At 62.9% G+C, this 25,958-nt stretch carries 18 protein-coding genes; 13 read left to right on the forward strand and 5 right to left on the reverse strand.

From position 1 onward, the window contains the following. Positions 1-153 precede the first annotated feature (153 nt). Positions 154-9,072 (reverse strand): autotransporter outer membrane beta-barrel domain-containing protein, encoded by an 8,919-nt coding sequence (locus E2A64_RS03070; RefSeq protein ID WP_158285665.1) that lies wholly within the window; start codon positions 9,070-9,072, stop codon positions 154-156. Positions 9,073-9,375: 303 nt separating this feature from the next. Between E2A64_RS03070 and E2A64_RS03080 the strand changes: the two genes are divergently transcribed. Then, positions 9,376-9,975, forward strand: coding sequence for an invasion associated locus B family protein (locus tag E2A64_RS03080; protein WP_133282961.1), 600 nt, complete (start codon positions 9,376-9,378; stop codon positions 9,973-9,975). Positions 9,976-10,011: 36 nt separating this feature from the next. Here the strand turns inward: E2A64_RS03080 and E2A64_RS03085 are convergent, their stop codons facing one another. Further along, entirely contained in the window at positions 10,012-11,043 is a 1,032-nt protein-coding gene (locus tag E2A64_RS03085; protein WP_133282962.1) for an NAD-dependent epimerase/dehydratase family protein, read from the reverse strand. Positions 11,044-11,163: 120 nt separating this feature from the next. After that, the gene (locus E2A64_RS03090; protein ID WP_158285666.1) at positions 11,164-12,288 is read right to left on the reverse strand and encodes a glycosyltransferase family 8 protein; all 1,125 of its coding nucleotides are present in this window, start codon (positions 12,286-12,288) and stop codon (positions 11,164-11,166) included. A 320-nt stretch (positions 12,289-12,608) separates the two neighbouring features. Between E2A64_RS03090 and E2A64_RS03095 the strand changes: the two genes are divergently transcribed. From E2A64_RS03095 to E2A64_RS03145, 11 genes are all read left to right on the forward strand, one after another. Beyond that, positions 12,609-13,004, forward strand: coding sequence for a VOC family protein (locus tag E2A64_RS03095; protein WP_133284230.1), 396 nt, complete (start codon positions 12,609-12,611; stop codon positions 13,002-13,004). Between the two features lie 107 nt (positions 13,005-13,111). Further along, positions 13,112-13,942, forward strand: coding sequence for a transglutaminase-like domain-containing protein (locus E2A64_RS03100; RefSeq protein ID WP_133282964.1), 831 nt, complete (start codon positions 13,112-13,114; stop codon positions 13,940-13,942). Positions 13,943-14,061: 119 nt separating this feature from the next. Continuing rightward, positions 14,062-15,561: a T6SS phospholipase effector Tle1-like catalytic domain-containing protein gene (locus E2A64_RS03105; protein WP_133282965.1), complete on the forward strand. Its 1,500-nt coding sequence runs from the start codon at positions 14,062-14,064 to the stop codon at positions 15,559-15,561. 154 nt (positions 15,562-15,715) lie between these two features. Beyond that, positions 15,716-17,041 carry an ABC transporter substrate-binding protein gene (locus E2A64_RS03110; protein WP_133282966.1) on the forward strand — a complete coding sequence of 442 codons (1,326 nt, stop codon included), beginning with the start codon at positions 15,716-15,718 and terminating at the stop codon, positions 17,039-17,041. Positions 17,042-17,135: 94 nt separating this feature from the next. After that, on the forward strand, positions 17,136-18,083 hold the full coding sequence (locus E2A64_RS03115; protein ID WP_133282967.1) for a carbohydrate ABC transporter permease: 948 nt from the start codon (positions 17,136-17,138) through the stop codon (positions 18,081-18,083). Further along, positions 18,080-19,018 (forward strand): carbohydrate ABC transporter permease, encoded by a 939-nt coding sequence (locus tag E2A64_RS03120; RefSeq protein WP_133282968.1) that lies wholly within the window; start codon positions 18,080-18,082, stop codon positions 19,016-19,018. The genes E2A64_RS03115 and E2A64_RS03120 overlap by 4 nt, the downstream gene beginning before the upstream one ends. Next, positions 19,015-19,203 carry a hypothetical protein gene (locus tag E2A64_RS03125; RefSeq protein WP_133282969.1) on the forward strand — a complete coding sequence of 63 codons (189 nt, stop codon included), beginning with the start codon at positions 19,015-19,017 and terminating at the stop codon, positions 19,201-19,203. Before E2A64_RS03120 ends, E2A64_RS03125 begins: the two co-directional genes overlap by 4 nt. A gap of 3 nt (positions 19,204-19,206) precedes the next feature. Beyond that, positions 19,207-20,304 carry an ABC transporter ATP-binding protein gene (locus E2A64_RS03130; RefSeq protein ID WP_133282970.1) on the forward strand — a complete coding sequence of 366 codons (1,098 nt, stop codon included), beginning with the start codon at positions 19,207-19,209 and terminating at the stop codon, positions 20,302-20,304. Further along, a complete protein-coding gene (locus E2A64_RS03135) occupies positions 20,297-21,289 on the forward strand; it encodes an ABC transporter ATP-binding protein (protein ID WP_133282971.1) in 993 nt (330 codons plus the stop codon). Before E2A64_RS03130 ends, E2A64_RS03135 begins: the two co-directional genes overlap by 8 nt. Positions 21,290-21,313: 24 nt before the next feature. Then, a complete protein-coding gene (locus tag E2A64_RS03140) occupies positions 21,314-22,951 on the forward strand; it encodes a dihydroxyacetone kinase subunit DhaK (RefSeq protein WP_133282972.1) in 1,638 nt (545 codons plus the stop codon). Further along, positions 22,944-24,044, forward strand: a complete 1,101-nt coding sequence (locus E2A64_RS03145; protein ID WP_133282973.1) for a LacI family DNA-binding transcriptional regulator — start codon at positions 22,944-22,946, stop codon at positions 24,042-24,044. Before E2A64_RS03140 ends, E2A64_RS03145 begins: the two co-directional genes overlap by 8 nt. Here E2A64_RS03145 and E2A64_RS03150 read toward each other — a convergent pair. Both E2A64_RS03150 and aroQ read right to left on the reverse strand, forming a co-directional pair. Further along, positions 24,041-24,922, reverse strand: a complete 882-nt coding sequence (locus tag E2A64_RS03150) for an MBL fold metallo-hydrolase (protein ID WP_133282974.1) — start codon at positions 24,920-24,922, stop codon at positions 24,041-24,043. The genes E2A64_RS03145 and E2A64_RS03150 overlap by 4 nt on opposite strands. 18 nt (positions 24,923-24,940) lie before the next feature. Beyond that, the gene (gene aroQ / locus E2A64_RS03155; protein ID WP_133284231.1) at positions 24,941-25,378 is read right to left on the reverse strand and encodes a type II 3-dehydroquinate dehydratase; all 438 of its coding nucleotides are present in this window, start codon (positions 25,376-25,378) and stop codon (positions 24,941-24,943) included. A 136-nt stretch (positions 25,379-25,514) separates the two neighbouring features. Here aroQ and E2A64_RS03160 point away from each other — a divergent pair, with 136 nt between their 5' ends. After that, a complete protein-coding gene (locus E2A64_RS03160) occupies positions 25,515-25,940 on the forward strand; it encodes a type II toxin-antitoxin system PemK/MazF family toxin (protein WP_158285667.1) in 426 nt (141 codons plus the stop codon). Positions 25,941-25,958: the final 18 nt, after the last annotated feature.

Below are 25,958 nucleotides of genomic sequence, written 5' to 3' on the forward strand. Positions count from 1 at the left end.
TCGCTTAACGTTCGGATAAGTGCCGCTCCCGATATTATGTGGTGTCGCTCCCCTTGTCGCCCGGATGGGGCGCACGGCATTGGCCTGCGGCAGGGGCTCCCTCCGAGCGGGAAGCCGGGTGAGGGCTCTGGAAACCGGCAGGAGGGAAGGCATCTAGAACTTGACGCCGAACTCCAGCTTGCCGGCATGGCTCTCGGTCCGTTCCCCGATGCGTCCCTCATAGCTGAGGCGAAGGCCGAACTGGTCGTCCGGATCACGAATGTCGAGGCCGGCGGAGAAATTCGCCGTCACCTGATCGAGATCGCTGGTGGCCCGGAAAGTTCCCGCGCTGGCCGGTGCGCCCTCGAAGGTGGCATCGACGCCGAGATAATCCCGGTTGTAGACGGTTACCCCGGCACCGAGATGAGGCCTGTAGACGACGCCGGTCGCCGGATCGGTGTATTCGAAACCAGTCTCCAGCGAGGGTGTGATACCGAAGACCCACTGACCCGTTTGCTGCAGGTTGAGATTGAGCGCGCCGGCGCCGCTTTCCTTGCCTTCGTTCATCTGCAGGTAGAAGACATTCATGTCGAGCGCAGGTGTCACGTACCAGTCGCCGGAATGGAAGCTGCGTGCCGTGCGAAGCTGGAAGTTGGCATTGCTGATCTGGTCTTCGGCTTGTGCCGCTCCGGCATAGGAGGTCAGCGATGCCAGGTCGGTGAACCGCTGCGTCTCATACCAGCTATGCCCGCCGGATGCCGCCAGCGAGACCAGCCAGTCATCGTTCTTGTATTTGACGAAGCCGCCCAGGCTGAGGCGATCACCAGTGCTGGAGGAAATGGCAGCGACCGTACTGACCATGTCATAGCCGATCGCCCCGCCGACATACCAGGACGGAGCGATGTTGAGCTGAAAGCCGGCCTGATAGCCATGAGAAGATTCCTGCGTGCTGCCAAAGCCGGCCGAGCCATCCTTGTCGAACTCGCTGAGATTGGCGATGCGCAGCCACATGCACTCTCCGGACATCACGATTGCGCCTTGGCGGTCGCCTTCCGGACAATTCTGCATCATCGTGCTGAAACGCTGCGATGCGAAGAGTGTCGGCGCAAGCTTGGCCGCATAGGATTCCGGCGTAACCCGGTTCATGACCTGCTTGTAGGTGTCGAAATCCTGAAGATTGGCGATGTCGGCAATGAACGTGCCGAGAGCAACCGATCCTTCCCCCATCACGATACGATTGAGATAGTCGCCAGCTTCGGTTTCATTCCGGCTCAGCTTGGTCGAGGAGTTCTGATCCGGATTCTCGGGCGAGAAATCGACCTTGTTGATCGCGAGCTTCACATCCTCGCCCGAGGTGATGACACCGAAATCCACCGTGAGCGTATCAAGGACATCCGGCAGCCCGCTTTCGCTGCCGAGCCTGCTGGCGAAGGTGTTGTTCGCCATGTCGCCAAAGGTGCCGTCTTCCGATTTGATGATGGTGACGGTGTCGCCCACGTGAGCCAGTGACATCAGGTTCGCGTTGATCACGCCGTCTATCTTTGCCGATCCCGACACGATCAGGAGATCGGACGCTTCACCGTCGCCGAAATGAACGTCAGCATAAATGGTGCCGGTCGCACTCTGTTCGTAACTGCCTGTCAGGGTGACCGTACGGACAGTCTCATAGCCTCCGAGATCGAGCAGCCCCGCATTGTAGAACAGCGCTTCGTCGTCTCCCAGATCGATCTCGTGGCCCGTCTCGATTTCGCCGGTTTCGGAATTGTGGAGGCTGTTGTCGCCGCTGCCGAGGCTGATATTGCCGGCGATGTAGCCCGAGTTCCGGATGGTTTCGTTTCCGCCGCTGCCGGTGATCGCCTGCCCGCTCAATGCGTAGACCATGGCGTTCTCACCGATGGACAGCGTATTGTCGTTGCCGCCGTCGATGATGATCGCTGCGGCGATGCCGGAGCCGTCACCATAAAGCAGGCCGCCCATTACGAGGCCGTCATCGACATTGATGGTGATGTCGCCATTCGTTCCGCCATCCGTGCCGCCGACGCTTTGGGCAAAGATGCCGATGCAGTTCAGACAGCCTGCGACGACGTTGCCGCTGCTCGTGATGGAGACATCGCCGCCATTGCCATTGCCGCCCGTGGTGCCGGCAAAGGCCGTGCCGTCGGAAACCTCGAAGCTGTCGGCCATGTCGCCGTCATCGTTGATATCGATGCCGAGTTCGGCTTCGCTCACCGTCGTCGTATTGCCGACGATACCCCCGCCGCCACCGACACTTTGGGCAAAGATGCCGACCGATCCCGCCCCGACAGCATCCTCATCACCTGCGACGGCTCCGCCCGTCACTACGATGTCGCCGGTATGATCGACCGTCACGTTGCCGCCATCGCCGTCGGTCCCTGCGAGCAGCTCTCCGATCTCGAGCGTTACCGATGTTCCGTTGATCGAGACATCGAAGGGTCCGGTATCGAAATCATACTGCAGCAGGGCGGACACGAAGGCGACCACGTCGTCCGCCGTGTTCAGAATGCCATCCAGTTCACGATAGGAGCCGGTGAGGGACGTGATGACCTCCGAAAGGACATCCGGATCGGCCAGGCTTGCCTCGAGAGCGCCGACGACGTCGCCGACCGTACCCTCGTCATACCCGCGGGAAAGAAGGGAGCTGTCTTCGCCGAGAACGTCGATGCCGAGCGTGATGTCGCCGCCGATGCCGCCGCCGCCGCCGACGGATTGTGCCAGAATGCCGTAAGCACCGGCGCCGGTCGTTGTGATGTTGCCGTGATTGCTGACCGCGACATCGCCGCCATCGCCCGCCACGCCGCCGAGACCGCCGACGCCGATTTTGCCAAGCTTCGACAAGGTGGTGGAGCCGCCGATGCCGCCGCCGCCGCCGACCGACTGGGCGACGATGCCATGGGAGCCGTCGCCGGTCGTGCGGATCGAGCCTTTCGCATCGCCGCCTTCGCAGTCTCCGGACGAGCCGGTGAACGTTCCGCCACTGCACACCGTGACGTTGCCGCCATCACCGGCCGAGCCGCCGAAGCCGCCGACACTGACGCCGAGGTTGACGGTCTTGAACTTCTCGGCAAACTTCTTGAAAACCGCCGTGATCCCGTTCTTGCCTTCCTTGCGGAACGCTTTGATCATTTCGTTGCGAATGGAATCGGCATTGCCGAAATCGGCATTGCCGCCATCGCCGCCGCCGCCGCCGATGCTCTGGGCGAAAATGCCGTGAGCCGAGCTTCCCTGCGTCGAGATCGTGCCGGTATTGGAGACGAGAACTTCATCGCCTCTGCCGCCGGAACCGCCCCATCCGCCAATGACGAGATTCCCGTCGAGCCCGGCGTCGGAATTGCCGCCGGCGCCGCCGCCGCCACCCACGGACTGGGCGTAAATCGCCGTCGCCTGATCCCCGACGGTGAAGATGTTGCCGCTGTTGTCGACAGTCACGAGATTGCCGTCCCCGGCGGAGCCGCCGAGCCCGCCGACCGTCATCTTGTATTTGCCGGTGCGGAACCAGTTGTTCTTGTTGGTCTGGTCATTCTCGAGCAAGGCGGTGAGGACGCCTGCGGAGGTTTTCGCTCCGCCGCCGTCACCGCCGCCGCCGCCGACGGACTGGGCAAAGATGCCGTACGAACCGGCGCCCTGGGTGTAGATATTGCCGCTGTTGTTGACGGCTACCGCGCCGCCGTCACCGCCGGCGCCACCGGCGCCACCTATGGCGAGGGAGACCTGGAAGCTTTGACCGACATTTTTGCCAAGCGCTGCATCCTTGGTCTGCAATGTCCAGGAGTTGGCATCGCCGCCCGTACCGCCGCCGCCGCCGACCGATTGAGCATAGATGCCGTAGGCGCCTTCCTTGGCCGTAACGATCTGGCCCTCGTTATTGACGATGACATTGCCGCCATCACCGGCAGCTCCGCCCGAGCCGCCAACCGACACGGCAATCGTTGTCGAGAGGCTTGCGGTCGCGGCAAGCGAAGCTGAGGTGCTGTTTCCGCCGACACCGCCGCCTCCGCCGATCGACTGCGCGACGATTGCGTGACCGCTGACGCCGTAGGTCCAGATATCGCCGCCATTGGTAACCGCTACACTGTCTCCATCCCCGGCAACACCGCCGAAGCCGCCGACCGCACCCGAGTAATTGTAGGTATTTGCGCCGGTCCCGCCCGATATGGCTCCGCCATTCGCTTCAAATTCGCTGATGTCGTCCAAGGAGGGGTCGAAACTGGTACTGCCGCCGGCCCCGCCGCCGCCGCCGATCGACTGGGCCAGAATTCCGAAAGCGCCTTCGCCATAGGCGACCACCGTGCCGGAATTGGTGACATCCACCTTGCCCGCGTCCTCGCCGGTGCCGCCGCCGCCGCCGATTGACATGGACATGTTCACAGTGCCCGCCGACTGGCCGCTGGCACCTGCTGAAAACGTGATTGCGCTGCTCCAGCCGCCGGTGCCGCCACTGCCGCCGATCGATTGCGCCACGATCCCGTGAGCGTACTGGCCAAGCGAGGAATCATCCGGATCGCCCGTGACGACCGTGGCGCCATTGTCGATCGTGACCTTCCCCGCCGTGGCGCCTGCGCCGCCCGAACCGCCGACGGATACTGCGACATCGATCGCGGGGTTGCCTGTCGGGGCGATGTTCAGGATGCCGCTGACCGCGCCGCCGCCGTTTCCGCCATTCCCGCCGACCGACTGGGCCAGAATGCCGTAGGAAAAATCGCCGGCGGTATAGATCGCGGTGCCGTCTTCGGTGGCGACGTGAACATTGCCGCTTTTGCCGCCGTCACCGCCGAGCCCGCCCACGCTGACGCCGAGATTGAGCGGAACTCCCGAGACTGTTCCCGCGCTGTAGGTTCCCGTCACCGATACCGACAACCCGCCCGTGCCGCCTGAACCGCCGATGGATTGTGCGATGACGGCGGGGGCGTTCTCGCCCCTGGTCACAAGCAGGGCCTTGTCGGCAAGCATCACGTCGATATCGCCGGCCTTGCCGCCGGCACCGCCGGCACCGCCCACCGTCACGCCGAGATTCACGCTCTGGCCGGAACCCGTCGTGAGAGAGCCGCTCAACGAGACGGCAAGCCCTCCATTGCCGCCATTGCCGCCGATCGACTGCGCGAGGATGGCATAGGCGGAATCGCCCTTCGTCACGACCGTGCCGCTGTTGTCGACATGCACGTTCCCGGCGGTCCCGCCGCCGCCGCCGCTGCCGCCCACCGTCGCGGAAAAATTCGCGTTGAATGCCGATTGCTGGCTGAAATCGACCGAGACCGACGCGCCGCCGGTTCCGCCGTTGCCGCCGATGGATTGCGCGACGATGCCCATCACTTCATTGCTGAAGCCTAGAATGTCGCCGCTATTGTCGACGCTGACCATGCCCGAGGCGCCGCCTGTGCCACCCGAACCGCCGATCGTCACGCTGCCCACGAGGGAATTCCGGCTGCCGAGCGTAACGGTGCCGGAGCCGCCGGCGCCTCCCATGCCGCCCGATCCGCCGATGGATTGCGCCACGATCGCAGCATATGAGTCGGCGCCGACGGTTTCGATTTCGCCTGCACTGTCCTCGTCGTCGTCATCGACGCCGGACGCGCCATACATCACGATGTTGCCGGTATTCGTGACCGTGACGGCGTCTGCATGTCCCCCGACGCCACCGTCGCCGCCAATTGCAACGCTGAGTGCCGCGGCCAGGGATTGCGATGCGGTCCCGGACACGCCGACAGAAAGGCCTCCCGTCCCGCCGTCGCCGCCGATCGACTGGGCGACGATGGCGCTGGAGCGATAGCCGGTCGTCGTTATGTCTGCCTTATTCGTGACGGTGACCGTTCCGCCGGTCCCGCCAATGCCGCCGGACCCGCCGACGCCCACGCCGATGGAGCCGCCCGAGCCGCCTGATCCGCTGAGCGCGCCTGCCACGGCGATGCCGCCGCTGCCGCCATTGCCGCCGATCGATTGAGCCAGGATGCCGTATGACAGATCGCCCAGAGTGACGATCTTGCCGTCATTCGCCACGGTGACGCTGCCGCCTGTCCCGCCGGTTCCGCCGCTGCCGCCGACCGTGACGGAAGCCGCACCGCCACTGCTGCCGCTAGCATTGAGGGCGCCGGTAACGGACATGCCGCCGCTGCCGCCATCGCCGCCGACGGACTGTGCCACGATGCCGGATGCGAGATCGCCGAGCGTGGTCAGTCCCGCCTCATTGGTGACGGCGACACTGCCGCCGGCACCGCCCTTGCGGCCGCTGCCGCCGAGGCTCACGCCGACTGAGCCGCCCGAACCTCCCGAGACGTTGATCGAGCCGGAAACGGACACGCCGCCGCTGCCGCCCGTGCCGCCGATGGACTGCGCGAGAATACCGTTGGACAGGTCGCCATGAGTGACGATGGCACCCTTGTTGGTCACGCTCACACCGGCGCCGGTGCCGCCTTTGCCCCCGTTCCCTCCGAGCGAGACCGAGGCGGCAACGCCCCTGGCGCCGCTGATGTTGATGGAACCTGCAACCGCGGTTCCGCCGGACCCGCCATCGCCGCCGATCGATTGTGCCACGATGGCCGAGGCCAGATTGCCTTCCGTGATCAGCGTTCCGTCATTCGCCACTGTCAGTGCGCCGGCAGTGCCGCCATCTCCGCCCGCGCCGCCCAATGCGACGGAAGCCGCCGCGCTGCCGTTCGAGCCGCCCGAAATCGTCGCCGCGACGGAATAGCCACCCGCGCCGCCACCTCCGCCGATCGACTGCGCGAGAATGGCCGAGGAGCCGTCTCCTCGCGTCGAAATGTTTGTGCTGCCTGGCGCATCGGGTGCGACATTGGACACGGTGACGGCGCCCGCGGTGCCGCCAGCGCCGCCGCCGCCGCCGAGGCTCAGGCCGACGCTGCCGGCATAGGGGCCGCCGGAGGCGCTGACTGAAATCGAGCCGCCGCCATTGCCACCGCCCCCGCCGATGGATTGCGCGGCAATACCGTAAGAGTAATCGCCAGCAGTGGTGATTTGTCCGGTATTGGTCACCGTGACTTCTCCGCCCGTCCCACCGGCTCCGCCATTGCCGCCAATGCTGACAGTCGCTGCTGCGCCGCCCGCGGCGGCTGCCACGGAAAGGCCGCCATTGCCGCCGCCACCGCCGATCGATTGCGCAAGTATCGCGGTGGAATTGTCGCCGATGGTTTTCAGCGTCACCGAATTGTCGACAGCCACCCGGCCCCCTGAACCACCCGCGTCGCCGCTGCCGCCCAGGCTTATGCCGACCGCGCCCGAGCCACCGGATACGGCCACCGAAAGGCCGCCATTGCCGCCGCCGCCGCCGATCGACTGAGCCTGAATTGCATTGGAGTTGGCGTTGGTGGTCGTGATCGACCCGTCATTGACATCGACCGTGACATTCCCGCCATTGCCGCCGCCCCCTCCGCTGCCGCCCACCGTCACACCGATCGACGTCGCGGGCGACAGGGACGCGCTGACCGCCGCGCCGCCATTGCCGCCGCCGCCGCCGATGGATTGCGCGATGACACCATTCGCGCTTTCGCCCGACGTCGCGATGTCGGCCCAGGAATCGACGTCCACATCGCTGCCGTTACCGCCACTGCCGCCACTGCCACCGACGGAAACGCCTATCGATCCGGATGTGCCCGCGGCCACGGAAATGGCCACGCCACCATTGCCGCCGCCCCCGCCGATGGACTGCGCTTCGATCGCATTGGCGCTGTCGCCGCTCGTCTGGATGCCTCCGTCCACATTGACGCTCACCTTGCCGCCATGGCCACCGCTGCCGCCGGAACCCCCCAATGCCAGCGATGCGCCATAACCGACGGCGACCGCGTTGCCGCCGTTGCCGCCGCCGCCGCCGATGGATTGAACCAGCACGCCCGTCGCGCCATCGCCCTGTGTGGTAATTCGTCCGTCCGCCGTCTGGGTATACGAAACAACGCCACCATTGCCGCCGGAGCCGGCCTTTCCTCCCGAGGCGAAGAGACCGCCGCTATTGCCGCCATCGCCGCCCCCGCCCCCGATCGACTGCACGAATGCACCGTAGGAGCCTTCGCCCGCCGTGCCGATCGCGCCGGAATTGGTGACGGAAACATTGCCGCCGCTGGCAAAGCCGCCGCCATTGCCGCCGATGGAGACCAGACCGCCCGAACTTGAACCCGACCCTGCGCCGGCGCCGTAGCTTCTGGCGTAGATGCCGTAGGCTTCGTCGCCCTGCGTGGTTATGTTGCCGCTGTTGTCGACGGTGACATCGCCGCCATCCCCTCCGTCGCCGCCTCGGTCGCCGAGGGCAACCAGACCGCTGGCCTTGCCGCCCTTTCCGCCATCTCCCCCGAGCGACTGGGCAAGAATGCCGTGTCCGCCATCGCCGGACGTGGTGATGTTACCTTCGTTTCCGACGCTGACGGTTCCGCCCGCGCCGCCATCGCCGCCGCTACCGGCATTCGAACCGAGGGCAGCACCTGCGCCGCCGCCATTGCCGCCTCTGCCACCCTGGCTGGTCGCCTCGATCCCAACGCCGTTCGCGACTATGTTCAGGTCGTTTTCGATATTGACTGCGCCACCGTCTGCGGCCCTGCCGCCATTGTCCCCGTAGGAATAGACGAGGTAATTGTGGGTGCCGCCATTGCTGCCGTTCTTGCCGGTCGACCGGTTGACGATGCCGCTGATGGAGGAGCTGTCGGTTTCATCAGTCCCGGAGCCGTCGGAAGCCGCGCCTGCGAGAGTGGCCAGATAGTTCGTCAGTTGGTCGGCAGGAAGTTCGTTGCCCTCCACGTCGGTAAGCGTGACCTGGGTGCCGTCCTCCGATACGACGACGACAATCCGCTTGTTGTCGTCGCTCGGAATATATTCGCCGTCCGAATTGACGAGTTCTTCGAAATCGTCGGTCGGATCCAGAGTGCCATTGTCATTTGTTACGGTGCAGACCTGGTTGCCGCCGTACAGGGCACAGCTGACGGGCGCCGCCTGCGCAGGCGTATGACAGAGCGCTGCAAGCAGGCTCGCAAAGCCGGCTCTCCGCCAGACGGATTTTCGAATTCCTGAATCCAGGGGATGAGTGGGGCCGTACGCGTGATGAGCGCCGCGGCGAACCAGCCGAACAAGATTCCCCATTTTCAACTCCGGTACGACTTGACCGGCAGCCTGTAAATAGACTGCGGGCCCTCATGGCGACACCGCGGACAAGCGGCGCCGCATCTGGCGAAAACGTCTATTCGGCGCTCCTACAAGCACCATTTCCGGGAGCTGTCTATTAGATGTGAGGAAAATGCGAGATAAAAATAACGTGCTTAAAAAAATATGTTTGCGAGCCCGATAAACCATGCAGTTGTCACAAAACTGATACGGTAAGCAGGATAAAATGGCCTGTTCCAAGATCAGAATATCTGGGATTGATTTTAATCTGATCGAAAGATCATGAATATTGATGATCCTGGTAGAGGTTGCATGAAATTCGGGTTTTCAACTATGAGTTTTGTAAAAATATTGCGGAGATTTGCCGGAGCTGAACTGGGCGCGGTTTGTCTCCTCGCCGCGGTTTGGCCGGTGGCTGGTTTTGCTCAGGACCCGGCAAGAGACGTGAAGACGGAGCAGGTGCAGGCGGACCCGGGGGCCGAAATTCCGTGGCTCGTGAACTGCGCTAGCCTGACCGGGCATACCACATGTGAAGCGGTGAAAAGGCTGCAGATCAAAGAGACCGGTCAGCTTCTCATCTCCATATCCGTGCGCATGCCTCCGGAAGCCGAACAGGCAACGATGATGATTCAGCTTCCGCACGGCCTGTACCTGCCTGACGGCATCACGATGGCGATCGACGGTGAGGAATTGGAGAAGCAACCGATTCAGACATGCGATCCGGAAGGCTGTTACGTCGGGCTATCGATCAAGCCGGATGTGCTGGAGAAGCTGCAGGACGGCAAGCAGCTGCTCGTTGCCTTCGGCAATTTGAACAGGAACAAGATCGAGATCCCCATTTTTCTCGGCGGCTTCAGGGAAGCCTTTGCGAAGCTCAGCTAGGTCGCGGAGCGACGGGGATCTGACCCGGGCCGCGTATCAGGCGTTGTAAAAGTCGCGATACCATTCGGCAAACCGGGAGATTCCCAGGTCGAGGGGCGTCGATGGCGCGCTTCCGATATATGCCGAGAGGTTTGAGATATCCGCATGGGTGTCGGATATGTCGCCCGGTTGCGGTGGCAGATACTCGATCTCCGCCTTTACGCCGAGCGCGGCTTCCAGGGCGCCGACAAGGGCGCCGAGCGAGTGCGGCTTGGCGCTGCCGATATTGACCAGCCGGAAAGGCGCGGCCGATGATTGCGGGTCGGGATGCTCGGGACGCCAGTTGTCATTCCCGCGTGCCGGACGGTCGCAAAGATCGAGCATGGTGGCGACGACATCGTCGATATAGGTGAAGTCGCGGCTTTGGCGCCCAAAATTGTACAATTGTATCGGCTCGCCACCCAGTATCTTCCGAGCAAAGCTGAAATAGGCCATGTCCGGTCTTCCCCAGGGGCCGTAGACGGTGAAGAAGCGGAGCCCTGTCGTGGGGAGCCGGTGCAGGCTGCTATAGGCATGCGCCATCAGTTCGTTGGCGCGTTTGGTGGCGGCATAGAATTGTACCGGATGATCGGCATTGTCGTGCTCGCTGAAGGGTCTCTTCCCATTGGCGCCGTAAACGCTCGAGGACGATGCATAGGTCAAGTGGTCGATGCCCGCATTGCGGCAGCTCTCGAGAATATTGGCAAAACCCACGAGATTGGACTGCACATAGGATCCCGGGTTTTCGATCGAGTGCCTGACGCCTGCCTGGGCGGCGAGATGGACGACCCTGAAAGGGTGGTGCCGTTCGAAGAGGCCCGCCACGGCCCCGGTGTCCGAAATGTCCATGCGCTCGAAAATGAACGTCGCATTCTTCGTCGCCGCCCCGGCTGCGAGATTTCCCAGGCGGGCCTCCTTCAGCGCGGGGTCGTAATAACCGTTGATATTGTCGATGCCGATCACCGTGTCGCCGCGGGCCAGTAGCGCCAGGACGACATGGTATCCGACGAAGCCGGCGGCGCCGGTCACCAAATAGGGTCTGTCATTCATGGAATTTGCGGATTTCATAAGCTGCTTGTGATGTCTGCGTCCGCCAGATTTCGGCAAACAGGGCGGTTGTCGCGAAAGGCTGGCGATGCCTCGGGTTACAGGGTGGGCTTCGTCGGGGCGTCAGTTGGCGGCGAGCGGACGTTCATCCGGCATCTGCGGCGAATGCTGCAACCAGAGTTTGCGGCCGTCGAACTTCAAATCGCTGGTGAGAGGCGGGTGAGTGGAGCGCGCCAGTGCGTCGGCAAACCGACCGTCTCTGTGCGCGGTGTTCAGATAGTCGATCATCTTTCTTCGCTGCGCCAGCCAGGTCGCGCGCGCGCGGCGCTCCTTGCCCATCCTCACGCCAAATCGCGATAAGGTGGCGCGCAGCCGCGCCCGAAGCATCTTTGATGTCCTGTAATGGGCGTTGCTCTTCTTGTGCTGGGCGGAGGCTGCTACCTCGTGGGGTGATATGCCGGCTTCCTCGAGGATTTCGAAGAATGCCTTCTCATGCTCGAGCCTGGAGCCCGAAGCTCCCGGATTGTCCGGAAAGAACCAGGGCTTGTTCGACGAACAGAAATGCAGGAACACCGGATCAATCCACCCATCGAGCCCCAGTTCGAAGAAGGGCGGCTGATAGTTCCAGCGCGGATTGAGTTCCGTCCATCGGCCGTCAAAGGCATGGTTGAAGAAGTCCTGCGACTTTATTCCCGCGAAATGACGGTCGTCATAATAGTGAGCCAGCTTTCGGTTCACCATCTCGCAATCCAGCCGTGCCGGATCGATCAGCATGACGCCGGCATTGAAATAGCGGTCGCTCGAAACGCCGATGCGGCTGAGCCATTCCGCCCGGGGCAAGCCTGTTGCCAGCGGCGCCCTGTCGATGGTGGCGGCATCCGTGACCGCGCCTAACCCGGCATCGGCCAGCTCGATCCCCCAGATGGACTGGTCGGCGCGCTCGCACAGAATGTCGGCGTCGAGATAAAGCAGGCGATCGTAATCCTTGAGCAGCGTCGTCGCAAAGCATCGCAGAAAGACTATGTGTGGCCATCTCTCGTAGAGCGGAATATTGCGGGGCAGACTCGCCTTGATCTTGTTGCGATGGACACGAATATCACTGCCGCCCGGAACGTCCACGAGGTCGGCATTCTCGTCTTCGACAAACACATGGACATCACATTCCCATTGCCTGGCCAGTCGCTTGCCGACCGCTCCGGTTATCTTGGCGAAGCGAGCATCCGTGATCAGGAAAATTGCATTCTTCACTGTTGCGCCGTGCATCTGGTTTGCGGGATTGCGACGTGCGGTAAGTTTAGGTCATGCTGAGGAATGAGCATCCAAATCTAATTCAAGGTCGCCTCTTGTCAATAATGTAATCTTGTCTCCTCTGCTATTGTATATGGTGTTTCGCGCGCGGAACTTTCTTGTCTTCTATTCCGGGACTGATCGCGTTCATCACGGCTCTTTCCGATCGGCGATGCGGCCTGTCTCCGCAACCGTGCCGGCCTCGCCACAGTCTGACTTGAGCTTGGGCCGGAGACATGATCCGGTCGGTCTTCCTGCACCCGCTTCCCATGGAGCCACCCATGCACCCCTCGATCGGACAGACCGTCGTCTTCACCTATACCGACGACCTCGAAATGACCTCCCGCTTCTTCCGCGAGATCATGGAGCTGGATTTCGTCGTCGACCAGGGGGGCTGCCACATCTACAAGCTCAGCGAGACGAGCTTTCTGGGTGTGTGCAACCTGCCCGACCGGCCGACCGAACAGGCCGGCGTCACGATCACGATCGTCTCCGACGATGTGGATGGATGGTACGACTTCCTCACCGCGAAAGGGGTCGACTATGTCCGCAAACCCGCCCATAGCGGGACGTTCGGGATATATTCCTCGATGTTCCTCAGCCCGCACGGATACAGTGTCGAGATCCAGCAATTTAACGATCGCGACTGGCATCTCCGCAGGCTGGATCGCGTGTGAGGGCGCCCTGTCGCCGCAATAAATAAGTAATCCTGCGTGGAACCCCCGTAACCGGTCGGCGTTTGAGTGCAGTCGTGCATCCGCCGGCGCTCAGGGAGGTTTGGTTCATGCAAATTCATGCCGGTTTTCATCTGGGTTATCGGTGCGAAACGCCGACCGAAATGCTGCTCACGCTCAACGTGCACCCGTCGCGTCGCGGCGATCTCCTGACCGGGCAGGTGCTTGCATTCGACCGCCCCCTCGAGGCTTCGGCCTACGAGGATGCCTTCGGCAATCTCTGCGCCCGCATCGTCCTGCCTGCGGGTGTGACGACGATCTCGACCGATTTCCTGATCGAGGATTCCGGCGAGCCCGATGCCGTCTCGCCGCACGCGGTCCAGCATGATGTCCGCGACCTGCCCGACAATGTCCTGCCGTTCCTGCTCGGCAGTCGCTATTGCGACACGGACAAGCTGTCTGATTTTGCCTGGGCGCAATTCGGCAACACCGAGCCCGGCTGGCCGCGCGTGCAGGCGATCTGCGATTTCGTGCACGATCATATCGCCTTCGACTATCAGAAGGCGGATTCCACCCGCTCGGCGTTCGGCGGCTTCATCGACCGCACCGGCGTCTGCCGTGATTTTGCCCATCTCGCAATCACCTTCTGCCGGGCGATGAACATCCCGGCGCGCTACTGCACCGGCTATCTCGGCGATATCGGCGTGCCTGCCGATCCTGCGCCGATGGATTTCAGCGCCTGGTTCGAGGCTTATCTCGGCGGTCGCTGGTACACATTCGATGCCCGCCACAATCATCCGCGCATCGGCCGCATCCTGATCGCGACCGGCCGCGACGCAACCGACGTCGCCATATCGACAAGCTTCGGCTCCGCCAATCTCGTGCGTTTCGACATCGTCACGGACGAGGTTGTCTTGCCGGAGCAGCGTTACGGCACGTGAATATGCGTCAAATTCGCCGATAGGTGATCGCTCGGCGAGCTGGCGATGTTCAACTTTGCGGGCGTTTTATTATGTGCTAAATGAACCAAAAGTTGCGTTTCTGCTTTTGGGATTTTGGCATGCCGAAGAACATTATCATCTTTTCTGACGGGACCGGGCAGGGAAGCGGCCTCACGCTCGATGAGCTGCGCAGCAACGTCTACAAGCTCTATCGTGCCACGCGTTCGGCGCCCGACACGTGTATTTCGCCCGACAGGCAGATTGCCTTTTACGACCCCGGTCTGGGCTCGTCCCTCGACAGCGAGCACATTCGCTCAGATATCTGGCGCAAGGCCTACAACATCTTGGCCCAGGCCATGGGGCTGGGGCTCACCCGCAACATCGTCGATTGTTACGCCTTCCTGTTGCGGCACTGGGAAGAGGGTGATCGCGTCTATCTCTATGGCTTCTCGCGCGGCGCCTACACGGTGCGCTGCCTCGGCGGCGTCATGGCCTATTGCGGTATCCCCGTCACCGAAGGAGGAAAGCCCGTCTTCCGCGACCCCGAAACGGCAGAACGCATCGCGCGCGAGGCGGTGATCGGGGTCTACCAGCACGGACTGGGCCGCAAGAGCGAGCGCTTCAAGACGCAGCGCCACGAACTGGCTCTTCGCTTCCGTGAAAAATATGGATCCAATGTCCGGCCGGAGTGGGCCGACACCGGTTGGTCGAACGCCGTTCCCTACTTTATCGGCGTATGGGATACGGTGGCCGCAGTCGGTGCGAGCGCGCCGCGCAAGCTGGCGATGGGGGCGGTGATCCTGGCCGTCACCTGGGGACTTGTCTCTCTCGTCTATTGGGGTCTGACACTTTTCTTTCAGCCTTCCTGGCTGACCTATCAGGCATGGATCTGCGCCGGGGTTGCGCTGGCGTTCATTGGAGCGGTCCTCGTCTATCTGCGCACGCATCTCGCATGGTCGTCCGAGACATCCTATCCGCTCCTGCAGACCCTGCATTTCCGTGCCTGGAAGATGGCCTTCTACGACAAGTACCTCAATCCGCGGGTCGAATATGCCAAGCATGCCCTGTCCATTGACGAAAACCGCAAGGATTTCCGTCGCGTCGAGTGGACCTACGAGTCATCGCAAGGCGAGGGGAAGAGCGACGACTGGTTCGAACAGGTCTGGTTCGCCGGCGTCCACAGTGACGTTGGTGGAAGTTACCCCGAAACCGAATCCCGGCTGTCCGACATTGCACTCGGCTGGATGGTCGAGCGGTCCCTGGCGGCGAAAGATCCCATCCTCATCGACGAGGCCTATCTGCGGATCTATCCCGATCCCTCGGGGATTCAGCATGACGAGATCAAGTCGGGGCGGATGAAATGGCCCCGCGAGTTGCGGAGCGTGCCCGAGGACGCGCCTCTGCATCCGAGCGTTATCGAGCGGCTCAAGCTGGACAGCGTCGTGCACTATGACGCGCCCGGGAAATATCGTCCGAGCGGCCTCAGCCGGCATCGCGAGGCGAAGTCCTATTTCGAGGAGCAGCTGGACGATGCGGTGGAAGAGGCGGCAAGCCCGCGTGGATTGCTGGTCCTTCTGGTTGCTGCGGCAGTCCTGGCCGGTCTGTTTCTGATGTTCTGAGCACGGACTTCGACCATCCGGAAATGTCGTTCTGAGGTACGCTCCTCATTTTTTGTTTGACATGAGGTGCGTACCTCAAATAGCGTTTCGGACCATCGGGAGAGGCGGGGCTGTGGAGGGTCCGGCGCCCGGTTGTCACTTTGGGAGGAGTTACATGAACATTGCCAAGCTCGCCGCCGCGTCCGCGGTTTCGGCGCTCGCTCTCGGCTGGGCGCAATCCGCTCAGGCTGAAGATCTGACACTCTGCTGGGCGTCCTGGGACCCCGCCAACGCACTCGTCGAACTGTCCAAGGATTTCGAGGCCAAGTCCGGCCACTCGATGAATTTCGAGTTCGTGCCCTGGCCGAATTTCGCCGACCGCATGCTCAACGAACTCAATTCCGGCGGCAAGCTCTGCGATCTGATGATCGGCGACAGCCAGTGGATCGGCGGTTCCGCCGAAAACGGTCACTACATCAAGCTCAACGACTTCTTCGAGCAGGAAGGCATCCAGATGAGCGATTTCATCGATGCCACCGTGACGGGCTATTCCGAATGGCCGAAGAACACGCCCAACTACTGGGCGCTTCCGGCCTTTGGCGACGTCGTCGGCTGGACCTACCGCAAGGACTGGTTCGAGCGCCCCGAGCTGCAGGCCGAGTTCAAGGAGAAACACGGCCGCGATCTTAAAGCCCCGACGACCTTCGCCGAGCTCAAGGACATCGCCGAGTTCTTCCAGAACCGTGAGATCGACGGCAAGACGGTCTACGGCGCGTCCATCTATACCGAGCGTGGCTCGGAAGGCATCACCATGGGCGTCATGGATGTGCTCTATTCCTTCGGCTTCCAGTATGAGAACCCGGACGAGCCCTATTCGATGGATGGTTTCGTCAACTCGGCCGGTGCGGTCGCCGGCCTCGAATACTACAAGGAACTCTACGACTGCTGCACGCCGCCCGGATCGTCGAACGGCTACATGTCCGAAGGCATCGACGCCTTCAAGTCGGGCCAGGTGGCGCTGCAGATGAATTTCGCCTTCACCTGGCCGGGCTTCGAGAACGATGCCAATGTGGGTGGCGGCAAGACCGGCTATTTCGTCAACCCGGCGGGCCCGGATGGCGCCCAGTTCGCCCAGCTCGGCGGTCAGGGCATCTCGGTCGTGTCCTATTCGGACAAGAAGGACGCAGCCCTCGAATACATCAAGTGGTTCGCCCAGCCCGAGGTCCAGGCCAAGTGGTGGGAAATGGGCGGGTTCTCCTGCCTCAAGGCGGTCACCCTCGATCCATCCTTCCCGGCAAGCCAGCCCTATGCGCAGACCTTCCTCGATTCCATGGCGATCGTGAAGGATTTCTGGGCCGAGCCCAGCTATGCGACGCTTCTCCAGGCCGCCCAGCGCCGTTTCCACGATTATGTGGTGGCCGGGAACGGCACGGCCCAGGAAGCGCTCGACGGCCTCGTCGAGGACTGGACCGAAACCTTCGAGGATGACGGCAAGCTCTGACGGGCTGCCGCCTCCCTGGCGGGCGGGGTTGCCTCAAGCCCCGCCCGTACCAGGCCGAACAATCCGGTGACATCCATTTCCGTGGAACGAATTCATGACGGACGACACAAAAGGTCGTAATCCGGCCGCGGCACCGCTCGCGCTCGGAAGGAAGGTGAGGGGGCTTTCGGACCGGGCGCTCGCCTGGGTCTTCATCGCCCCCACCATCTTCCTGCTTCTGGCCATCAACATCTTTCCGCTGATCTGGACGGTCTGGCTGAGCCTGACCAACTATCGCGCCAACCGGCTGAACGCCGAGGTCAAATGGGTCGGCCTGCGCAACTACGAGCGCATCCTCACCGATCCCGACATCTGGTATTCGATGCAGGCAACGGCCCATTTCCTCATCTGGACGCTCGTCCTGCAGGTGCTCATCGGCTTCGGGCTCGCCTATCTGATCAACCGGAAGTTCAAGGGCAACGATCTCTGGACCACCATCATCGTTCTGCCGATGATGCTCTCGCCGGCCGTGGTCGGCAATTTCTGGACGTTTCTCTACCAGCCGCAGATCGGCCTCTTCAATTATGTGATCGCCTTCTTCACCGGAGCCGATCCTGCCTCATTCTCGATGATCGGCGACGTCAATCTCGCCCCCTGGGCGATCGTCATCGTCGATACCTGGATGTGGACGCCCTTCGTCATGCTGATCTGCCTCGCCGGTCTGCGCTCGATCCCGGATTCGATCTACGAGGCCGCAGAGTGCGACCGCGCCAGCGCCTGGCGGCAGTTCTGGACCATCACCATCCCCATGGCGCTGCCCTTCCTCATGCTCGCCGTGCTCTTCCGTGGCATCGAGAACTTCAAGATGTTCGACCTGGTCGTGCAGCTGACCGGCGGCGGCCCGGGCTCGATCACCGAACTCACCTCGATCAACCTGAAGCGGGAGGCCTTCGAGAAGTGGCGCACCGGCTTTGCCAGCGCCTATGCGGTGATCCTCTTCGTCACGGTCTTCGGTCTCGCCTCGATCTATGTGAAGGCCCTCAACAAGGTGAAGGAACGATGAGCAGCTTCTCGGTCACCGAACCCTCGAAGGGCCAGAAATGGTTCGCCGGCATCGTGGTCGTCGTCTATGCGCTGGTCACCCTCATGCCGCTCGTCTGGATCATCGCCACCGGCTTCAAGTCGCCGGCCGATGCCATCGCCTATCCGCCCAAGATCGTCTACGAACCGACGCTTGAAGGCTATGTGAACCTGTTCACCACCCGCACCCGCATGACGCCGGAAGCGCTCGAGGAGATCGGGCCGCCGCAGACCTGGTACGACCGCATCGTGCGCCGGTACGACATGGTGATCTCGGGTCCGAGCCGCTACGGCGAGCGATTCCTCAACTCGATCATCATCGGCTTCGGCTCGACCTTCCTGTCGATCTTCCTCGGCACGCTGGCGGCCTATGCCTTCTCGCGCTACCGGGTGCCGCTGAAGGACGATCTCATGTTCTTCATCCTGTCGACACGGATGATGCCGCCGATCGCGGTCGCCATTCCGATCTTCCTGATGTTCCGGCAACTGGGGCTGTCTGACACCCATCTCGGGATGATCCTGCTCTATACCGCGGTCAACCTGTCGCTTTCGGTCTGGCTGCTGAAGGGCTTCATCGACGAGATCCCGATCGAGTACGAGGAGGCGGCCCTCATCGACGGCTACACGCGCTTCCAGGCCTTCTACAAGGTGGTGCTGCCGCAGGCGACCACGGGGATAGCGTCCACCGCCATCTTCTGCCTGATCTTCTCCTGGAACGAGTACGCCTTCGCCGTGCTTCTGACCTCGGGCACGGCGCAGACCGCGCCGCCCTTCATCCCCACCATCATCGGCGTTGGCAAGGACTGGCCGGCGGTCGCCGCGGGCACCACGCTCTTCCTCGTCCCCGTCATGGTCTTCACCATCCTGTTGCGCAAACATCTTCTGCGCGGGATCACCTTCGGAGCGGTTCGCAAATGACCGATTTTCTCCTGGGCCTTGCCCGGCTGCGCCGCAGCCCCTGGGAAATGCTCGCCACCGTGCTCATCGCCCTCGGCGTCGTCATGCTCATGCAGCCATTCGTGATGTGGGCCTACACCTACTCCTTCATCGTCACCCTGGCGGGAACCGTCATGTTCATCGTCGTCAGTCATTTCCCGGAGTAGAACGTGGCCCAGATCGTCATCAACAATCTGCGCAAGGAATTCGGATCCTTCACCGCGGTCCAGTCCTCGAGCTTCACCATCGAGGACGGCGAGTTCTTCATGCTGCTCGGCCCCTCCGGCTGCGGCAAGACAACGACACTCAGGATGATCGCCGGTCTCGAACTTCCCACCTCCGGCCAGATCCTGCTCGACGGACAGGATGTCGCGCAGATGCGTGCCAGTGCCCGCGACATCGCTTTCGTCTTCCAGATGTTCGCGCTCTATCCGCACATGAACGTCCGCAAGAACATTTCCTACCCGCTCGTCAGCCAGGGCATGGCCCGCAAGGACGTGCGCGAGCGCGTCGAGGAGGTGGCCCGCATTCTCGATATCGGCAACATCCTCGACCGTCCCGTCGGCGGCTTGTCGAGTGGCGACCGCCAGCGCGTCGCACTCGGCCGCGCGATCGTGCGTCAGCCGAAGGCCTTCCTGATGGACGAGCCGCTCGGCGCGCTCGATGCCGAATTCCGCGAGCGCATGGCAGAGGAGCTGCGCGCGCTGCACGATCGCATGGGCGCCACGACCGTCTACGTCACCCACGATCAGCTCGAAGCCATGCAGATGGGCGACAAGATCGTGGTCATGAACCACGGCGTGGTCGAGCAGTTCGGCACCCCGCAGAATATCTATGACTGGCCGGCGACCATGTTCGTCGCCGATTTCATCGGCTCGCCGCCGATGAATTTCCTGCACTTCGAGGGCGCGGTGAAACCGGGAACCGGTTCCATTCGGCTCAATGATGTGGAAGTGGCCGTTCCCGTCCAGGCAGGCGAGGCAAGCGGCAAGCTTGCGCTCGGCGTCCGTCCCGAGCATGTCGTGATCGACGACAACTCCCCCGTTCGCGGCATTGTGACGGCGACGGAATATCTCGGCACCACCCAGATCATTTCGGTTGCCACGCAGGGCGGCAACCTGAAGGTCCGCGCCCCGTCGAGCCGGATCGTCGGGGTGGACAGCCAGGTCGGTCTGTCCTTCAGGCAGGGTGCGCTCACAATTTTCGACACGAAAACCGGCCGGGCCGTGTTGTCGGAAGCAAACCGCGAGGTGCTGTCCCATGGCTGAAGTGGTCCTCAACGGCGTGTCGAAGACCTTCGGTGCGACCGAAGCCGTCCGCCATGTCTCGATGACCGTTCCGGACGGCGCCTTCGTCGTGCTGCTCGGCCCCACCGGGGCGGGCAAGACGACGACGCTCAGGCTGATTGCCGGCCTCGAGGCGCCCGACGCCGGCACGATCACCATCGGCGGCGAGGTGGTGAACGGTACCTCGCCTGCCGAGCGCAACGTCGCCATGGTCTTCCAGCAATATTCCCTCTATCCGCACCTGACGGTGCGCGAGAACCTCGAATTCCCGCTGAAGTCGCCGATCCTCAGGACGCCGAAGGCCGAAATTGATCGTCGCATTTCCGAGGTCGCCAAGGTTCTCAGGATCGATCACAAGCTCGACAACAAGTCGACGCAGCTGTCGGGCGGCGAGATGCAACGCGTCTCGATCGGCAGGGCGCTGGTGCGCGAGCCGGCGATCTTCCTCATGGACGAGCCCTTGAGTTCGCTCGATGCCAAGCTGCGCTCGGAGCTGCGTGTCGAACTCAAGCGCATTCAGGCCCAGCTGGGCGCCACTGTCCTCTATGTCACCCACGACCAGATCGAGGCGATGACCATGGCCACCCATGTCGGCGTGCTCGACGAGGGCGGGCTCGTGCAGTTCGGTACACCGCGCGAGATCTACGAGAACCCGGTCAGCACCTATGTGGCGAGCCGCCTCGGCCTGCCGCGCATCAACCTGCTGCCGGTCTCGGTCTTTCCCGGCGCACCGGCGGATGCGGCGATCATCGGCTTGCGGCCCGAGCAGATCGAGCAGGGCGCGGGCAGGGAGGCGAAGGTCACCCGCGTCGAGCATCTGGGCGACCAGATGCGCGTGCATCTCGACCTCGAAGGACAGGCGATCACCACGCTCGCCGACCCGCACCAGAATTACGCAACCGGCGACACACTGAAAATCCAACCCCGCGACCCGCTCTATTTCGATGCGACCGGTCAGCGGATATAAGCCTCGGCGGATAGGGAGAGCGACATGAACCAGTTCGTCAATTCGAAGGAAAACCTCGTCACCGAGGCGATCGATGGCCTCTTGAGTGCATCGGGCGGCAAGCTCACCCGGCTGGATGGCTTTCCGCACATCAAGGTCGTCATGCGCTCGGACTGGGACAAGTCCAAGGTCGCGCTGATCTCCGGCGGCGGTTCCGGTCACGAGCCGGCCCATGCGGGCTTCGTCGGCAGGGGCATGCTGACGGCGGCCGTCTGCGGCGAGGTGTTCGCCTCTCCCTCCGTCGATGCGGTTCTCGCCGGTATCCTTGCTGTTTCGGGTGAGGCGGGCTGCCTTCTCATCGTCAAGAACTATACCGGCGACCGTCTCAATTTCGGTCTGGCTGCCGAGCGCGCCCGCGCCTTCGGCGTCAAGGTCGAGATGGTCGTCGTCAATGACGACATCGCGCTGCCGGACCTGCCGCAGCCGCGCGGCGTCGCCGGCACGCTCTTCGTGCACAAGATCGCCGGTCACGTAGCCGAGAGCGGAGCCTCGCTGGACGAGGTTCGCGACACGGCCCAGGGCGTCATTGATAGCATCGCCTCGATCGGCATGTCGCTCGATTCCTGCACCATTCCCGGCGTCGGCAAGGAAGACCGGATCAAGCCCGGCATGGGCGAACTCGGCCTTGGCATCCACGGCGAGGCCGGTGTCGAGCAGGTGGCCTTCGAATCCGCCCGCTCGGCCATGGCGATGGTCATGGAGCGCCTCGGTCCGCACATGACCGGCGAGCGCTGTGCGGTGCTTCTCAACAATCTCGGCTCCACGACCCCGCTCGAAATGTCGGTGCTCGCTTACGAATTGGTGCGCTCCGGACATGCGGAGAAGGTGAAAGCCGTCATCGGGCCGGCGCTTCTGATGACCTCGCTCGACATGCACGGCTTCTCGGTCTCGGTAATGCCGCTCAGGCCGGAATGGGAAACGGCGCTGGCAGCCCCCGTCGGCATGCCGGCCTGGCCGGGGCTTCATGCCATATCTCCGGTGGAAACCGTGGCCCTGCCGGATGGCCTCACGCCGATCAGCCCGGTACCTTCGCACAACGCTTCCACCCGGCGCGTGATCGAGGAGTGCTGCGACATCCTGATCGCCGCCGAGCGGAAGCTCAACGAGTTGGATGCGAAGTCCGGCGACGGCGATACGGGCTCCACGCTCGCCACCGCCTCGCGGGCGCTGAAGGGCAAGCTCGACAGGATGCCGCTGGCCGACCTCACGCAGCTTTTCCCGGCGATCGGCAACGAGCTGTCCCAGACCATGGGAGGCTCGTCGGGTGTCATCCTGGCGATCTTCTTCGGCGCGACGGGCGACGCCTATGCGAAAGGCATGTCGACATTGGAGGCACTCAAATTCGGTCTCAACCGCATTTGCGAAGTGGGCGGTGCGCAGAAGGGCGACCGCACCATGATCGATGCGCTGGAACCGGCCCTCGACGCATTGGAAAACGGCCTCGGTCCGGCAGCCGGAGCCGCGCGCCAGGCCGCCGATTCGACCGCCTCGATCCGCAAGGCCAAGGCGGGGCGGGCATCTTACGTGCCCGAGGATCATCTCGCCGGCCACAACGATCCCGGCGCGGAAGCCGTCGCACTTCTGTTCCAGGGGCTGGCGCGAAGCACGGGTGCTGATGCCTAGATCCGCCGAGCCAGAGCGCATTTCCGGAGACGCGCCGACGGTCAACGACATCGCGCGTGTTGCCGGGGTGTCGCTGGCGACCGTCGATCGCGTGCTCAACGCGCGCCCCGGCGTGCGCAAGGTCACCATCGACAAGGTGCAGACCGCGATCGAGGAACTGGGTTATGTCCGCGACCGCGCGGCGGCCAATCTGGCCCGTGGCCGCTTCTACAATCTCCTCTTCATCCTGCCCGACAGCGAGGATGAGTTCGTCGCCACGATCGAGCAGAAGATCCGCGATTTCACCCGGGTCCAGGGCGGCGACCGCACCCGCGTTCACAAGATCCGCGTCCGCTCCTTCGATCCGAAGGAGGCGGCCAGCATCATCGGCCGCATCAATCCGCGCCATTTCCATGGCGTCGCCGTCTTCGGCCCGGAAACGCCTTCCGTGCGCGATGCGATCGACCGGCTCAAGAAGAACGGCGTCGCCGTCGTCGCCCTCGTCTCCGACCTGCCGAGTTCGGCGCGCGATCATTTCGTCGGCATCGACAACATTTCCGCGGGCAAGACCGCCGGGCGGCTGATGGGGCGTTTCCTCGGCGGCCGGCGGGGCAAGGTGGTGGTGCTGACGGGCTCGCGGCTTGCCCGCGATCACATCGAGCGGCGTCTGGGCTTCGACACCGTCATGCAGGGCGAATATCCGGGCCTTCACATCCTGCCCTCCATCGAGGCGCCGGAGGATCCGGCCCTGTTGCGCCAGCTTCTCTCCCGCGTCTTCGCGCAGGACGACATCTGCGCGGTCTATTCCTCGACCGGCGCCAATCGCGGTCTCGTGGGTTTTCTGGAAGGTGCGGGGCTCGGCAGGAACCTCACCGTCATCGGCCATGAATTGACCGATATCTCCCGCGAGGCGCTCGAAAGCGGCACATTCGACGCGGTGATCTCGCAGGATGCCGGCCATCTGGTCCGAAGTTCCGTGCGCCTGTTGCGCGCGCAGATCGACCGCGTTCCCCATGATCCATGGCAGGAACTCATCCGCATCGACATATTTCTCAAGGAAAACATGCCCAGGCTCGCCGAGCCGGAGAGAGTGGCCGATACACCGGAAGTCTAGAGCGAGTTGATCGGCAGCTTCAGCATCGGGCGGCCGTCCTTGTCGCGCGGCACTTCGCCCGCGCGCATGTTGACCTGCAGCGAAGGCAGGATCAGACGCGGCATCGACAAGGTCGCATCGCGCTCCGTGCGGAACCGTACGAACTCTTCGCGGGTCTTGCCGCCGCCGACATGGATGTTGTCGCGCTTCTCGGCACCCACCGTGGTCTCCCACTGGATGTCGCGCCCGTTCGGCCCGTAGTCGTGGCACATGAACAGCCGCATCTCTTCGGGCAGCGCAAGGATCTTCTGGATCGAATCGTAGAGTTGGCCCGCGTCGCCGCCCGGGAAGTCCGCCCGCGCCGAACCGCCGTCCGGCATGAACAGCGTATCGCCCACAAAGGCTGCATCGCCGATCACATGCGTCATGCAGGCCGGGGTATGACCCGGCGTGTAGATCGTGAATATCGGCATGCCGCCGATCGTGTAGCTGTCGCCATCGGTGAACAGCCGGTCGAACTGCGAGCCGTCGCGCTGGAATTCGGTGCCCTCGTTGAAGATCTTGCCGAACGTGTCCTGCACGAGGAGGATCTTCTCGCCGATGCCGATCTTGCCGCCGAGCTTCTCCTGGATATAGGGCGCCGCCGAGAGGTGGTCGGCATGGACATGGGTCTCGATCAGCCACTCGAGGTCGTAGCCCTGCGCCTCGATGAAGCCGATCATCCGGTCCGCGCCGTCATGGGTGATGCGGCCCGCCGCCATGTCGATGTCCATCACCGAATCGATGACCGCGCAGGCAGTCGAGCCCGGATCGCGCACAACATAGGAGATCGTGTTGGTGCCGGCATCGAAGAACGCCGTCACTTCGGGGTGGATGTCCATGTGCAGCGGATAGTTCATCCGGCGAGCCTGCCTGTCTCAGTCGAGAAGCTTTGCCGCGCGCATCAGCGCCAGCTCGTAGCCCTGTGTGCCGCAGCCCACGATGATGCCGTCAGCGCGGCCCGACACGAAGGAATGATGCCGGAAGGCTTCGCGCTTGTGAACATTGGAGATGTGCACCTCGATCACCGGTCCCTCGAAGGCGTTGAGCGCGTCGAGGATCGCCACCGAGGTATGCGTGTAGGCGGCCGGATTGATGATGATGGCCGCGGCCTTCTCGCGCGCTTCGTGGATCAGGTCCACGATCGCGCCTTCGGAATTCGACTGGTGGAAGGCGATGGCAAGGCCCTTGTCGCTTGCAAGCTCGCCGCAGGACTTCTCCACGTCGGCCAGCGTTTCCGCGCCGTAGATCTCCGGTTCCCGCTTGCCCAGAAGGTTCAGGTTCGGTCCGTTGAGAATGTAGATCGTCTTCGCCATTGTGAGGCCTTTCTTCCGCTCCTCGCTCCGTCCCATGTTCCCCGGTTTCCGTCAAGAACCTGTCCCTTGGGTCTGTCCGTGCACTACCGGGTTGCAGAAGGTTGTGTTCTATATTTACTCTTGTTTAAATTGCAGGATGGCTCTCAAGTTTCCACCGGCAATCGGGCTGGTTGTCATCTGCAATTACGACACCGGCTTTAAGCCACCCGAAATGGTCAAGCGACGGCTCGCTGTCGTGGTTTCCGAGCGTCTGCCTTATCGGGATGGTCTTTGCACCGTGGTTCCTCTGAGTACGACACCGAGCCGCTCCGGTATTCGTTACCAATGCAAGGTGGAACTGCCGGTTGATCTTCCCGATACTTTTTCCGGAGCGGTAAAGTGGGCTAAGGCGGATATGCTTGCCACCTTGTCGTATGAGCGGATGAGCTTGCCATTCGACGGCCGCTCCGGCACTGGCCGGCGCAGATATTTGCAAATCAGGCTTCCTCCGGCTGAATTGCGTAAGATCCAGTCGGCCATGCTCCATGCCTTGTCGCTCGAGCACTTGACAAAGGGCGGGTGAAAGCACACCTTTTGGTTG

The sequence above is a fragment of the Pseudohoeflea suaedae genome (assembly GCF_004354915.1).
Classification (GTDB): domain Bacteria; phylum Pseudomonadota; class Alphaproteobacteria; order Rhizobiales; family Rhizobiaceae; genus Pseudohoeflea; species Pseudohoeflea suaedae.